This window comes from Dialister micraerophilus, from assembly GCF_947090205.1.
Lineage (GTDB): Bacteria > Bacillota > Negativicutes > Veillonellales > Dialisteraceae > Dialister > Dialister micraerophilus.
Window position 1 is genome coordinate 1 of record NZ_CAMUNF010000013.1, and the last position, 15,308, is coordinate 15,308.

At 37.0% G+C, this 15,308-nt stretch carries 10 protein-coding genes; 4 read left to right on the forward strand and 6 right to left on the reverse strand.

Features of this window, described 5'->3' with window-relative positions:
- Positions 1-848 precede the first annotated feature (848 nt).
- The 5 genes from speC to P6922_RS05955 all read right to left on the reverse strand — a co-directional run bounded on the left by speC (position 849) and on the right by P6922_RS05955 (position 6,764).
- Positions 849-3,044, reverse strand: coding sequence for an ornithine decarboxylase (gene speC / locus P6922_RS05935; RefSeq protein ID WP_276875041.1), 2,196 nt, complete (start codon positions 3,042-3,044; stop codon positions 849-851).
- 73 nt (positions 3,045-3,117) lie between these two features.
- Positions 3,118-3,810 (reverse strand): DNA/RNA non-specific endonuclease, encoded by a 693-nt coding sequence (locus tag P6922_RS05940; RefSeq protein WP_007555046.1) that lies wholly within the window; start codon positions 3,808-3,810, stop codon positions 3,118-3,120.
- Positions 3,811-3,864: 54 nt separating this feature from the next.
- Positions 3,865-4,734: an L-serine ammonia-lyase, iron-sulfur-dependent, subunit alpha gene (gene sdaAA, locus P6922_RS05945; protein ID WP_007555053.1), complete on the reverse strand. Its 870-nt coding sequence runs from the start codon at positions 4,732-4,734 to the stop codon at positions 3,865-3,867.
- A gap of 10 nt (positions 4,735-4,744) precedes the next feature.
- Entirely contained in the window at positions 4,745-5,407 is a 663-nt protein-coding gene (sdaAB, locus tag P6922_RS05950) for an L-serine ammonia-lyase, iron-sulfur-dependent subunit beta (protein WP_007555038.1), read from the reverse strand.
- Positions 5,408-5,432: 25 nt separating this feature from the next.
- Positions 5,433-6,764, reverse strand: a complete 1,332-nt coding sequence (locus P6922_RS05955) for an LPO_1073/Vpar_1526 family protein (protein ID WP_276875043.1) — start codon at positions 6,762-6,764, stop codon at positions 5,433-5,435.
- A 276-nt stretch (positions 6,765-7,040) separates the two neighbouring features.
- On the opposite strand from P6922_RS05955, the gene P6922_RS05960 reads away from it, so the two are divergent.
- The 4 genes from P6922_RS05960 to P6922_RS05975 all read left to right on the forward strand — a co-directional run bounded on the left by P6922_RS05960 (position 7,041) and on the right by P6922_RS05975 (position 12,106).
- Complete coding sequence (locus tag P6922_RS05960) at positions 7,041-8,057, forward strand: zeta toxin family protein (RefSeq protein WP_276875045.1); 1,017 nt, start codon at positions 7,041-7,043, stop codon at positions 8,055-8,057.
- Positions 8,058-8,172: 115 nt separating this feature from the next.
- Positions 8,173-9,165 carry a diacylglycerol/lipid kinase family protein gene (locus P6922_RS05965; RefSeq protein WP_276875046.1) on the forward strand — a complete coding sequence of 331 codons (993 nt, stop codon included), beginning with the start codon at positions 8,173-8,175 and terminating at the stop codon, positions 9,163-9,165.
- Positions 9,166-9,216: 51 nt separating this feature from the next.
- Positions 9,217-10,428 (forward strand): hypothetical protein, encoded by a 1,212-nt coding sequence (locus P6922_RS05970; RefSeq protein ID WP_276875048.1) that lies wholly within the window; start codon positions 9,217-9,219, stop codon positions 10,426-10,428.
- Positions 10,429-10,501: 73 nt separating this feature from the next.
- Complete coding sequence (locus tag P6922_RS05975; protein ID WP_276875050.1) at positions 10,502-12,106, forward strand: peptide chain release factor 3; 1,605 nt, start codon at positions 10,502-10,504, stop codon at positions 12,104-12,106.
- A 341-nt stretch (positions 12,107-12,447) separates the two neighbouring features.
- Here P6922_RS05975 and P6922_RS05980 read toward each other — a convergent pair.
- Positions 12,448-15,308: YadA-like family protein (locus tag P6922_RS05980; protein WP_276875051.1), on the reverse strand; the 2,861-nt coding region annotated here is incomplete at its 5' end.

Here is a 15,308-nt window from a genome sequence, read left to right on the forward strand (position 1 = left end):
TCTAAAGCTTTTTCTGAATATGCAATCTTAAACTGCTTCAAATCAATGACCTCCCAACAATAACATTTATAAAATGAAATGTTTCTACCACAGAATGCGCGCTCACTGTGTGATAAATATAAAACGAAATTTATACCCGTTTTATTCAATATCATAATACAAAATAAGTGTTTTTCATTCCAATATTGAAAACGTATGCTATTTACTTATAGGACATTTTATATAATCACTTTGTTATGTATATTATCAATTTAATTAGGTTCGTCCTTATTTTTTATTTTCAATTTTAAGAATGCTCAAATTCCTCCAAGTTCAAAAATATTATACTTTTCTACTTGAGATTTTATTAAAAAAATCTCATTTTATCCGATATAATTTGAATTTTTTCTTTTATAAGTTTTTTAAATCTTTACTTATTGCAACTTATTTCAACGTTTTTCTTTTTTTAAGGGCGGCATAATATCTTTTTTATTTCGTAAATATTTTCTCAATACCGTTTTATTTTTCGGTCTTATACTTAATTTTTAATTAAGTATTTTTTATAACATTACAGTTATCTATATCGGTAATTTTCGCTTAATCGATAGATTATATAATATAATATTCCATTATAATAAAAATTACTTATGGTAATAATGTATTTTTCAATTATTTATCAAATGTAGACATAAATCAATTAAATCGACTGTAAATTATTTCAAATAATAATAAGTAACATTTGTTTTTCCGAAACAAACGCTCAAAATTTTTACAATACTCTTTTGTAAGTGCGATATTTACATAATCTATTTTTATATAAATTTCAAAAGGCCGCCTGAGCGACCTTTTATTTTTTATATTTTACAGTTTTAAATTTTTTTACTGAATTTCTTATCGTATTCTTTTTTCAGTACATATACATATAATGATTTTTTTCCGTCTTTTCCTTTTTCCAAGTAAACACCTTGATGTTCGGGTGAAAATCCCGGAAGTCTGTTTGTTATTTCAGCCAAATAGCGGAAATAATCTACCGCCGTTTCAGACCATCTTTCTCCCGGTTGTACACATATAACTCCCGGAGGATATGGCAGACAGCCTTCGAGAGCGACTCTGTCTTTCGCTTTGTTTATTTCGACAATTTCTCCATTATTTCGTATCAATTCATAGTTGGCTTCTTGCGGACTCATTGCATATTCGGGTAAGTATTCTTTAAGGAAAAGTCTTTTTTGCAGAACATTTACCATACGAGCTTTATAAAATTCATGAATTTCACTGCACAATTGTTTTATCGTATATCCGCTATATCTTTCTCTGTGTTTTGAGAATATGGTGGGCAATACTTTTTCCATAGGTGCATCGTTATCTATAAGTTCTTCAAATTTTACAAGTTTTGTTATTAAATTATCCAACTTTATTTTCGATTCTGCCGGTGTCATCAAAAACAGTATGTCATTCAAATCGCATTTTTCGGGAATTATTCCGTTTTCACGAAGATAGTCCGCCAATATTATTCCGGGTATACCGAATTTTTTATATTTTCCGCTTTCAATGTCTATACCGGGTGTCAAAAGTTGCAGTTTACACGGATCTATGAAATATTGCCATTTGCCGTAGCCGTGAAACGAATGCCATTTACCGCCCGGTTCAAAGGCAAAGTATGCAATATCATTTGCCATTTTCTTTGTATCTCCGTCTTCCCAATTTTTCCCATGTACTATCGGAGGAACCATCGGTCTTACGTAATGACAGTTTCTTATAATGGATTTTCTTGCTTCTATTGCATTTTCAACACATTCCATCCATAATTTTTTGCCGGCTTTCCCTTCTTGCATTTTTGCATTTACATCAAGTGATGCAAATACTTGGTAAAAAGGTGATGTTGATGAATGAATCATGAATGAACTGTTCAGTCTTTTATGCGGTAAGTATCTTTTTTGCCCCTTTATGTGTGAGTCTTTTTTATGTATTTGCGATGCCATTGAAAATCCGGCTTGTTGTTTATGGACGGATTGACTTACTATAATTCCGGGGTCTGTAGGTTTCAAGTCCAACAGAAGAGGGCTGCAATCTCTCATCATTGGTATGAACTGTTCATATCCTACCCATGCTGAGTCAAAGAATATGTAATCGCACAGATGACCTATTTTGTCTACAATTTGTTTTGCATTGTAAATGCATCCGTCATAATTTCCCAATTGTATGGCAGCAAGTCTTATCGGACGTTCTTCTTCAGCTTTTTTTGGATCACGTTCTCTGATAAGACTTCTTATGTATTCTTCATTGAAGCAATGTTCGAGTATACCTCCGATCGAGCCGAAAGGATTTCTTGCCGTTTCAAGATATATGGGAATTGCACCCGCTTGTATCAATGCTCCGAAACTTACGGATTTATGATTATTTCTTTCATATAAAACCAAATCTCCCGGAGAGAGAAGTGCATTCAATACAATTTTGTTTGCACCGGATGTACCGTTTAAAACAAAGTATGTTTTATCGGCATGAAATACACGTGCAGCGTGTTTTTGCGCTTCAAGTGCAGCTCCTTCATGTATCAGAAGGTCTCCTAATTCTACATCCGCATTGCAAAGATCGGCACGGAATGTATTTTCTCCATAAAAATTATACATCAATCTTCCTGTAGGATGTTTTTTGAAATAATCCCCGCCTTGATGCCCCGGACAATCGAATGCGGAATTTCCTTTTTCCACATATCTCATTAATTTACCCAAGAACGGCGGTAACATACTTTCTTCGTATTTATCTGCCGCACTTTCTATTTGTCTTACATAAAATTTCTTGTCTGCCGATTTTAAATTTATAAGACTGAATACTTTTCCGAGTGCATAATCGGTTATTTTTTCATTGTTTTTTAAAATCAAAAAAACGGGAATACCGAAAGCTTGTATGTCTTTATTTTCCAATATATTTTGCTCTTCGGTAGTTATTATAATTGCCGCAACATCTGTAAAGTCGGTTTTATGTACGGGTATTATACTTCTGTTGAATGTTGCTTCAAAAATCTCACTCGCTTTATCGGAAAAAGCAATCTTAAGATACTTTTTCATACATCCTCCAACATTTTTTAATTTAATTTACTTATTATTTTAACATTTATGTTGATTTTTTACACGTCTTTATCTATCCGCTTTTTTTATTTGTACCGTCTTTATAATTTATCAATACCCCCGGTTGTACGTTGTATACAAATACGTTGAATATTATTCCTCGTCCTTTATCTTCCACCGAGTAGGCTTCCATTTGTACTCCGTTTGCCACCAAATTATCTTTTTCGTATATCGGTGTAACTCTGTAAAGTACATGATTACCTGTTTTTTTCACGTAAATCGCAACACGTTGTTCAAAAGGAAGCATTCCCTTTACGTTCATGTATCTTGTTCCGGTAATAAGATTTCTCGGGTTTGCATTTTCCGCAGTAAGTTGGTATCCGATAAGATGACATCTGTTATATAAATATTTACCGTCAATGAATTCATACTTTGATATTTGCCAGCCGCTCGGTTTTACGGAGCCTATGCTTTCTCTTTTCTTATTCGGCATTGTTTCTTTTCCTACATTTGCAAATGCAACGCCGCACCTTCCCAATTTGTCTTGTTTACTGTATTTTTCAAACGATTGCGTAGTATAATCCGACTCTTTGAAATCGGGGACGTTTTTATTCAAAACTACAAACGGTCGTCCTTGATATGGAGGAATATCCGACATTTGAAGTCCTGGAGTGGCTTCGGTTGCAAAATGTGTGAATAAAGCAAGTACGCATAGCAACAATATTATTATGTACTTAAATTTTTTAAAAATTTTCGAGTTCATCATTTATATTCTCCGTCATGTATTTTTACAGAAAAAAAGAGCAAAAAATTTCTGCTCTTATTTTTTTCTCAATCTGTTATTTATGCATTCTCCCGTCTTTGTTGTTGCAAGACCGGCTTGACTTGTTTCTCTTAAAGATACCGGCATGAGTTTTCCGATTTGATCCATAGCGGCAATAACTTCATCAACCGGTATTACACTATGAATACCGGACATTGCCATTTCTACGGCTACAAGTGCATGCACTGCATGAAATCCGTTACGTTTTACACATGGCACTTCAACAAGACCCGCCACCGGATCGCATACAAGTCCAAGTAAATTTTTCAGTGCCAATGCCATGGCATCCATCATTTGCGTTGTCGTTCCGTGCATTAAATCAATTGCCGCAGCGGCCGCCATTGCAGTTGCAGTTCCGCATTCCGCCTGACATCCTCCGACAGCTCCCGCTATACATGCTTTTTCGGCTACAATTTTTCCTATGGCACCTGCCGTAAATAATGCACGTGTCAAATCATCTTCATCGGAATTCAGTTCTTCACCTACCGCCATAAGTATTGACGGAACTATTCCGCAAGAACCGGCAGTAGGACAAGCTACTATACGAAACATTTTCGCATTCGCTTCTGCAGTTGCTATTGCATATACGGCAGCACGCTTGCATATGGGACTCAAAAAATTCAGTTTTCCGTTTTTCAACTTTTCGGCATCTCCGCCTACCAAGCCGCTTGCAGATTTACTTGTACTTTCCAAGCCTTTTCTTATCGAGTCTTTAAATACCGGAATCAATCTTTTCATTCTGTTCCATACAACATCGAACTCTTTTCCGGTACTTTCCGCTTCATTTCTGCAACTGAGTTCTCCCGGAGAACATTTTGCAATATCGGATTGCTTCATAAGCTCGGCAATCGAATGATAACCTTTCATATAATTCTCCTTAAATTATCCCTAAAGAAATTACACGTTTTATATTTTTATTACAATCCACCAGTTCTTTAATCATAGATTCGGGAACTTCCTGATCGGTATGAACAATCATAACCGCATTAAGTCCCTTCTTTTTTCTGAAAACTCTCATATTTGAAATATTTATATTATGATTTGCCAATCTTAAACTTACGGCGGCAACTATTCCCGGTACATCATAATGATTTGTAATTAATGTATATTCCTCACCTGTAATTTCTACCGAAATACCGTCTATTTCAGTAATTTTTATACGTCCTCCGCCCAAAGATACACCTAAAATGTCCGATTCGTGTCCGCTCTTTCCTTGCGCTTGTATAAAAGCCGTATTCGGATGTGCGGGTTCTTCGTTTGAAAATACAAATTCCATATCTATGCCTTTGTCTTTTGCAATTTGTAATGCGTCACGAATTTCTTCACTTTCGGGTAAGTATCCCATAAGGCCTGCAGCCAAAGCTTTATCCGTACCGTGACCTTTACCGGTATCTGAAAAAGAGCCGTAAAGTGTTATTTTCGCTTTTACAACGGGTTCGCCTAAAATTTCTCTTGCCATACGACCTATTCTTGCCGCACCGGCAGTATGAGAACTTGACGGTCCTATCATAACCGGCCCGATAATATCAAATATTCCCATGAAACCTCCTCGAACCCTTTATAAATTAAATCCAGTGTGAAATATCAAAATTTTCTCCGATTACTTCACGTATGTAAATATGTGCTATGTACATACCCATCAAAGTCAGAGATGAACGGCGAAGCATTCCTGTATCCCATTCTTCCTGAAGCAATTTCAAATCATTTGAAATTTTTCCGAGTATATGATTCAATTCTTTTCTGTCATATGCAACGGGTCTTGAATGAAGTAATGCTCTTATATGATGTTTAATCTTTTCATCGTAAATTCCGTTTTTGTCAAAAAATTCATCCAACAGCGAGTCATCGGATGCCGGTAATTTATAGTACGAATTATACAAACTCGGCACAAGAATACTGTCGTCAAAATTCCATAATTCTTTCAACTCGCTCTTCATCGCTCCTCGATAAGAAAATATGAGAGGATAAGAATTATGCAACACTTCACCGAATGCAATGTCTTTATTTTGAAGTGAAATACAATGCAAGTATTCCAACTGTTGGTATCCGCTGTATACATCCGGCAAATCGTTTATAAAGGGTGAAACGTATTTTTCGGCATATCTATTTATAGATGCGGAATCGGTTATCTCGGAACTTCCGGAATAATGGAAAATCAAAAGAAGTGAAAGTGCTTTGAACGAATTTTCTTCCATACGAGGCATTGATTTCAACGCATCATAAGCAATAATCGTTTTCGTATCCGTACGACTTCCACGTGCAACATCGCAAAATGCCGCAACAACCATGCCTTTTATACATTCCGAAGGCATCATTATATAAGTTTTCTGTGCATTCTGCAGCGCTTCTTGAACCATTAAATGCATCAAAGTATCGCATGCTTCTTTGTCGGTCATATTCAATGAAGAAATCAAAGCATGAGTAATAAGTTTCGTATCGCTTTCTACCGTCTTTGAAACGGCTCCGTACTGATTCAAGAAATGACGTACGAAATAAGTTTCAAGTTTTGAAGCATCATTTATATTCCCTACCACGTTCGGAGAAGGTTCATTGTCAAATTCTTTGTAACTTTCTTTTTCCGCAGACTTCAAATTACCTTTCAATTCATCACGTGAAAAAGCCTTCGTCTTTTCAAATGAATCGAAAATGTCTTTATTGTCGGCTCTTTTAAGAGGCGGAACAACGAGAGTGTCTTGAGCGACTTTCTCTATCAATTTCTCATCCTCATGTGTATTTTTACCGTGTATAAATCCGCTTTCGGAAAAACTCTTTTTACTACGCTTTTTTACACAAGCTTTCTTCGACTTTTTACGAGAATGTCCGCATATCAAAAAATAACATACAATAAAAAAAAGTACGCATACAATCAGTAATGCAATATATGGAATAATAAACATTTATTCTCCTCATTTTTACACTATATGTAAAGTCTTAAATTTAATTCAATGTTACCATATTTCACTGCATATTTCCATGTTATGCAATTTATGAAATCGTTATTAATTTACAAGCTAAAATACTCATGATTATCAGCCGTTTCATCATTTTTCCAAAAATTTTTACGGTGCTTAAAATATAAAAAACATTATTTTCATCGTACATAGACAAAAAAACGTATCTTTGCTATGATGGATACGCTAATAATTTTTATATGAAAAGGAAGTGGTAAGGTTATGCCGTATGACGAGCGGACTTTAAAGGAATTGTACGAAGAAGCGGAAGATACACCGCCTTATATCCAATTAGATGTGAACAGAGAAATTTTCTCTACAATTTATAACACTCTTTGGAGCTTAAGAAATATTTGCAAAGTTTCAAAAGACGATCTTGAACGAATACACAGTTTGAAAATGTCGACTGTATATGAATCTTCAATGTTGGAACAAAGACGTGCGACAGGATTGTCACATGAAAATCAAATTTCAATGTTAAATGAAGCATTTGCAATTGAAACAAAGTACATAACCGACCAAGTCTTTTGTCGTGTCGACACAGTAACCGACGATTCATACACGCCCAAAGAATTGGATACATTATTCAATACACAGGTAGTACCCTGCTTGGAGCGTTATACAGAAACAAAAGAAAATAATCCTACGGTTTATATAATTGCAGGACAACCGGGATCGGGAAAATCCAGAATGTCCTCCATTATCGTTGAAGAAAAAAAAGGAAAAATAATAAGAATTTCTCCGGACGAGTTTTGCGGATTTCGTTTAAGTTCGGACAACAAAAACTTTCCTTGCTCGACAGCATATTTTTCTGAAAAAACATGTAAAGCATTGGCAGATTTTTCTTTAAGATATGTAATTGATAAAAGGTGTTCATTTATATATGAAACGAATTTCAGCAACGAAAAATTTACGCTTTCATTATTGGAAGAACTGAAAAGTAAAAACTACAAAATAGAACTTTTACTGCGTGCATGTTCTGAAAAAGGCAGTAAAAAATCGATGCACTATCGCAGTATCCAACATAAATTGAAAGCTCCCGTATTGGAGCGTAAAATTTCACAAGATAATCATAATTTTGAATGTACTTCATTTTTAAATACGGCAAAAATCGTATTGGAAAAAGAAATCGCAAACAGAACGATTATCAAAAGCAGAAAAGGATTATTATACGACAGTGATGATTTTCCTACTGAAAATCCTTTCAAATTACTCAGTGAAAGAATGATTCGAAAATAAAAAGACAGGTGATCGAATTTACCTGTCTTTTGTGTTTAAAAAACACATTGATTAAATATTTCAACAGTTACACTTTTTTTGTTATAATAGTCGTGTATATTTTAACATTATAAAGGTGAGCAAATTGGAAAAAAATTGTACCGTAATTGTAAATCCCACATCGGGAAGAGGGCGTTCGACACGCTATTTACCCATGCTTTCGGATATTTTAAAAGAAAAATATGAAAATATTACAATAAAAACTACAAAAAAAACAAAAGATGCTACACGTTTTGCACGCATAGCAGCAAAAAACAATGAAGATATAATTTGCATGGGCGGAGACGGAACTATAAATGAAACGATAAACGGAATAATTCCGGTAAAAAACAGCACCTCTACATTCGGTTTCGTACCCTTCGGAACTGTAAACGATCTTGCAAGAGCATTGCATATACCTCGTTCCCCTAAAGGTGCAATTCGCATGCTCAAAAATGCGACAAAAACAAAAATCGATGTAGGCAAAATAAACAAACGTTATTTCATAAACGTGGTTGCCGCCGGACTCATTGCCGAAACTGTCGGAAAAGTAACAATAAAAGAAAAAACACTTTTCGGTTCGATGGCTTATTTTATGAAAGCACTTCAAGTTATAAACAAACAACCGTCCTACAGATTTCGGATAGAAATGAAAAACGGAACGATAATACAAATTTCATCACCTCTTATAGCTGCAATGCTTACGGACTCGGCAGGAAGCTTTCATAACTTCATGCCTACAAAAGATCGTAATAAAGGTGTAATAAAACTTGTACTTTTCAAAGACTTCTCATGGATAAATACTCTCAAAGAAGCGCCTAAACTGATTACGGGTGAACAATTCGGTCCCGACACAATGACAGTAATAGACGTGAAAAAAGCGCACATTTCAATAGAAGATGAAAATACCGAACTTTTAACAAATATAGACGGAGAAATAGGATCTGAATTTCCAATCAGTATAGAGGTACTTCCGTCAAGGCTTTCGGTATTCATACCGAACAATGAGGAAAAAGAAAATTCAACGTTCAATGTTCCTCACCTGATTGAATTTTTACGCAAACATTTGAAACTGACCTATACAGAATGATACAAGGAATGGATATTTTTCATTCCTTTTTTTATAAAGAACGGAGATTTTATGGATATTAAACCCTCGGAACAAATAAAAAAACATATACAAAACTTATGGAACAAATATCTTCTTGCAGAAATTACAAACGACATTATGTTGAATGAAATCTCAAGCAGACTTTATGTAGAAAATCCGGATATGCAATGGATTGAATCGTTAAACAAACAAAATCCGCTGAAATACGGAATAGTGTCAATAGGATTTTCCGACACGGTAGATGATGCAATAGAAAATCTGTACAATTATCCTGAAGAATTTCTTCCCTATTCCGAGCTTACAAATTTAATCGGACCGGAAGAAATGTACGAAAAAATCATGTCCGGTATAATTTCTCAAACCGAAATATATGATGAGAAAAATATAACCGACAATCCATACAATAAACACATACATATATACAAAAAAATAAAAAATGCACTCTTACTAAAAACACACGAAACATTACCGTTTGAATTTTTTCAATCTTACAATAATTCATTCAACACCGAAAATCCTTTTTTACACATAAAAACCGGATTTTTCAAAGAAAAAGTCTCCTATCCGGTGCTGCTTGAAAACAACAAAGTCTGGATGAGTATAGTAATGAGTGAAATACTTTCAATGCAAAAAGAAATAGAAAAGGCACATGGAAATGTAATCACTTACGGACTCGGTTTGGGATATTATACCTTCATGGTTTCGGAGAAAGAAAATGTAGATACCGTAACGGTTGTTGAAATGAATGAAGAAGTAATACGTTTGTTCAAAGAACAAATGCTTCCGTATTTCCCGAACAAAGACAAAATACGTATTATAAATGAAGATGCTTTCACTTATATAAAATCGCAAAAAGACAATATGTACAATTTTGCATTTGCAGATTTTTGGAAAGGTGTGGAAGACGGAGTTTTTTTATATCTTAAATTACTTCCTTCAGCACAAAAACTAAAAAATACGGAATTTGATTTTTGGATTGAACGTTGCTTTATGGAATATTATTTCCGCCCCGTATTAATCAAAATGCTGTACGAAAAGGCTTTCAAAAAAAATATAAATATATATGAACCTTCAAAATCCATACAAAAATTAAAAAAGGATTTTGAGCATTTCATAAAAAAGCAAAATATTATAATATCTTCCGAAAAGGATGTCGACACTTTAATTTCCGATGCGGAAATCAAAAAAGTCATATACAAATTTGCAGCCTCAATCAATTATCGGCATGAATTCAAATCTTAGTTAAAATTTATGTTAAATGACGTAAATTGTATGTAATGGTATAATAGAAAGGATATTTATCAAGAGGTGTATTATGACAGATTTGGAAGAAATGAAACGACGTCGTACTTTTGCCATCATCTCTCATCCGGATGCGGGTAAAACTACATTAACCGAAAAATTATTGCTTTACGGAGGCGCTATACATTTGGCCGGCTCGGTAAAAGCACGTAAAACTTCCCGTTATGCGGTATCTGACTGGATGGAAATAGAAAAACAACGTGGTATTTCCGTTACAAGTTCAGTCCTTCAATTCGACTACAACGGGTGTCGCATAAATATTTTGGACACACCGGGACACGCAGATTTCTCTGAAGACACCTACCGTACACTTATGGCGGTAGACAGTGCCGTCATGGTCATTGACGTTGCAAAAGGTGTCGAAGCTCAAACGAAGAAACTTTTCAAGGTCTGCAGCGATCGAGGAATACCGATTTTTACATTTGTAAACAAAATAGACCATTTCGGTAAAAATCCTTTTGACCTTATGGCTGACATCGAAGAAGTTTTGGGCATTCGTTCTTGTCCTATGAACTGGCCTATCGGAATAAACGGAAGCTATACCGGAATTTATGATCGTGAAAATGAAATGTGCCATATTTTTATAAAAGATAATGCTCACGGCACTAAAAAATTAAATGTTATCTCAGGAAAAATAGATGATGAAAATATAAAAGCGAATATTTCCGAAGAAATTTTACAATCTTTAAAAGATGACTTGGAATTACTCGATGAAGCCGGAGATCCTTTTGATTTGGAAAAGGTAAAAAACGGAACATTGACACCGATGTTTTTCGGTTCGGCAATGACAAACTTCGGCGTTCAACCATTTTTGGAAAAGTTCCTTGAATTGGCACCTTCCCCTCAAGAGAGAACAGTTTCTGAAGGAAAAGTGCTGCCTACATCACCCGAATTTTCAGCATTTGTTTTCAAAATTCAGGCAAACATGGATCCCAAGCACCATGATCGTATAGCTTTTATACGAATATGTTCGGGAATTTTTGAAAAGGGTGTTTCCGTACTTCATCGTCAAAGCGGCAAGATGATCAGACTTTCTCAACCGCAACAATTCCTAGCTACTGAAAGAACAACTGTCGAGAAAGCATATCCGGGAGATATTATAGGTATATTCGATACCGGAGAACTCGGAGTCGGAGATACAATCTGTGAAAAGAAACATCCCGTCACTTTTATAGATTTCCCGGTATTTCCACCGGAACTTTTCGCAAGAATTTCTCCCTCGAGCAGTATGAAACGCAAGCAATTTTTGCGAGGAGTATCTCAATTGGCGCAAGAAGGTGCAATTCAAGTCTATACACAGCCCTATGTCATGGAAAGTTTCATCATCGGTGCTGTCGGACAGTTGCAATTTGAAGTAATGAAGTACCGACTTGAAAATGAATATTCCGTTACAGTCAACATTGAGCCTCTTCCTTATACGGTTGCTCGTTGGACACTGCAAGATGTCAAACCGGAAGAACTTACCGGAATCGACAATGCCATGGTTGTCAGAGACAGAAAAGAAAAAACCGTTTATCTCTTACCAAATGAATGGCAAGCCGGTTGGTTGGTACAAAGAAATCCCGAAGTGACATTTTTAGACGCTCCGCCCCGTCTTGTGACTGAAAGTACAAAATAAAAAATCTGAAAGACATTTGATATGTACCCCCTTTACCGGACAAACCGGTAAAGGGGGTATTTTTAGTGAAATATAAATCAATTTTAATTCGCCGATAGGCCGTATTTCTTTTCGTCCATAATAAATACCGTACATCTTACGTCTAAAATTCGATACCGTTCTCCATAGAACCCTACATATCATTTTATATTTATTATGTAAGTAAAATCGTAAATAAATATAAACTATATAGGAAATATACCAAACAATTACCATTTTTATTCAAATATCTTATTTATCGAGAAAATATAAAAAGACTCCGAAGTTTTTTCCTTCGGAGTCTTTTCATTACTTACAAGAAATTATTTTTTCTTTTCGCCCATCAGTGCCATCACCATTTCACGAAGTTCTTTAATTTCCTGTTTCTGTTGCTCATTTTCCGCTTTCAATTTACTTACTTCATCTTGCATAACGTATACGGAACTGATCGGACCGCTTCTGTAACGTTGCGGAATCATTTTTTCTTCGTCACTGTGTCCGAACTTCTTGGTAAGTCCGATATTAAACATGCTGTTTCCGCCGAATGTAATTCCTGCATGTAACATCGTACTTTCATTGGTGTAATGAGCTACACCCAATGCTACAGAATTGCCTCCGCGATAACCGCCTATAGCCGCCATTACCTGTGTCGGTTCAAGCGGATCATATTGAAGAGGTTGCAATCCGGCTAATGCCGCTGCATCGGAACCTACTTCAGAAACGGCATTTGACATGTCACTTACCGCTTTCTGTACTCCGTCAGCAATCTTCTTAACTTGTCCGTACGTAGCCGCATCGTTGTCATCTGTGCCGGGTGCAACATTTGACAATACTCTCGGGTCAGCTCCGTTCAAAGCAGTCTTAATTGTACCATTATCCACAGGTGTCAACGGTTTTGCTTCGGCTTTCGGCTTGCCGTCATTTCCGAGATCGCTCTTTTTATATACGGCACCTTTCTGACCGTTTTCTCCGGGAACGAATACCGGTGCATCATCCGCTTTCTCCGGTTTCGCATAGAAATCATTACCGACCTTTGTTACAGGTTTATTGTCCTTATCCTTGTATACAATCGGAATATCCGCATGTTCAAGTACTGCTTGTGCATCCACACCTACCGATACGATACGTTTTCCACCGTCCGTCTTACCGGTTATTGTAACTCCGTCCACACCTTTGAAATTAATTTCATTAGCATTCTGAACTTTTTCGGCATAATCATCACCGGTGCTGAGTACCCAGCCCATACGACGGAGATCGTCCACCGTAGCTGCCGTATTCTTGGCATCTGTATCTTTATCCGCATCCTTCGGAACACTCAAATCGGCGAGTCCGGCTTTTGCTTTATCTGCCGGTTTTGCATCCGCTTCTTTCGGAGCTTCGATAGATTTTGTTCCCGGCGCTACATTCTTCAACTGCATCGGTGCAGACCCTGCCAATTTCTGTGCAGCCGGATTCGATTCCTTAGCGCCATCTTTCAGCTGTCCGTCATCTTTCAATTGATCTTTCGTGTAATATTTATCGCCTACTTTTACAAGCGGATTTCCCTTATCATCCACATATTGGAGATTGCTGTCGCCGGATTTATCCAATTCGGATTTTACAACCGCCGCCATCTTCTTGGCGTCAACGCCGATAGTCACGATACGCTTGGAACCGTCTGCACTGCCCGTAACGGTAATCGGCCCGTTTTCTTCGCCTTGGAAGTTCACTTCATCGGCCGTCTGTACTTTTCCGGCAAAGTCTTTTCCATCTTTGCCCGTACTGATGACCCAACCGAGCTTCTTGGCATCCGCTACGCTGAGACCATTTGTATCTTTGGACTTATCCAAATCGGCAAGTCCTTCTTTGGCTTTTCCCACTTTATCATCAGCATTTTTAGGTGCTCCGATAGTCGCTGTGCCTTCGCCTACATTGTGCAATACGGTTCCTTTGTCAGTTTCTGCACTACCGTTCGGATGAACCAGAGCTACACCTAAATTTGGTACTTCTCCTGCTTTCTTCCCTTGCAACGGTTGAGCATCCGCTTTTAACGTACCGTCTTCAGCAATATCGCTCATCTTATATATAGCTTCTTTATCACTATTCGGCATTTTATGTTTTACCGGATTGTCTGCGGCATTGTAATACAATACTTCTTTTCCTGTTTGCAAAATAGGTATCATACGGTTTCCTTTAGCGTCCACATACTGAACGGCATTCTGCGTACCTGTTACCAAATTGTCCGCATTTACATCAATGGTAATAACACGTGTACCGTCCTGAGCAGTTTTACCGCTGATCCACGCACCGCCGAGTCCGACAAATTTCACTTTATTTCCGTTCTTCACTACATCTTGATATGCTTTGTCACCGCCGGCAGCATTCACACTGGCTGCCACAACAAAGCCCATATCCTTCAAATCACCTACTGTAGCTACTTTCGTATCTTTCGCATCTTTCAAATCTACCAACTGTACCGGGTTATTATCGGTTCCCATAATGGGATTGCCGTCTTCTCCGTTAACAGGTTTAGATTCAGTGCCGCGAGCTACATTATCAAGCTGCATCGGCTTATCTTTTTCGCCGACTTTAATACCTGCCGGTGTCTGTTCTCCTTCACCCTTATTCGGAGTTCCGTCCGGATTCTGTTTGTAGTACTTACCGTCATCACCTTTTACAAGCGGATTGCCGTCTTTATCTACATACTGTGTCGGAGCGGATCCCTTCTTGTCATTTGCGTCATTCACTACTTTAACAATATCTTCTTTATTTACCTTGACAGTTACTTTGCTTACACCGTTTGCAGATTCAGTAACAACTTTTGCCAAATCTTCGCCGGCAAATTCTACGATATTGGCATGTTTCACTTGACCAGTTACATCTGTAGTACCATCTGCCGCTTTACCCTTAATAACAAATCCTAAGTTCTTCAAATCTGCCACTGTTGCTACGGTTCCGTCTTTGGCACTCGCCAAATCTGCCAAGCCGTTAGTCGGGTCATTTGGTTTATCAATGGCTTTCGTTGCCGGTGCTACGTTCGTGAGCTGTGTCGGTTTATCTTTTTCACCAACCTGAATACCTGCCGGATCAACTGCCTGTGCATCCGGTTTCGGCTGCCCATCATCGCCTACCTTGTCTTTCGGATAGTAATTACCGTCTTTTGCTTTAACAAGCGGATTTCCGTCTTTATCTACATACTGTGTCG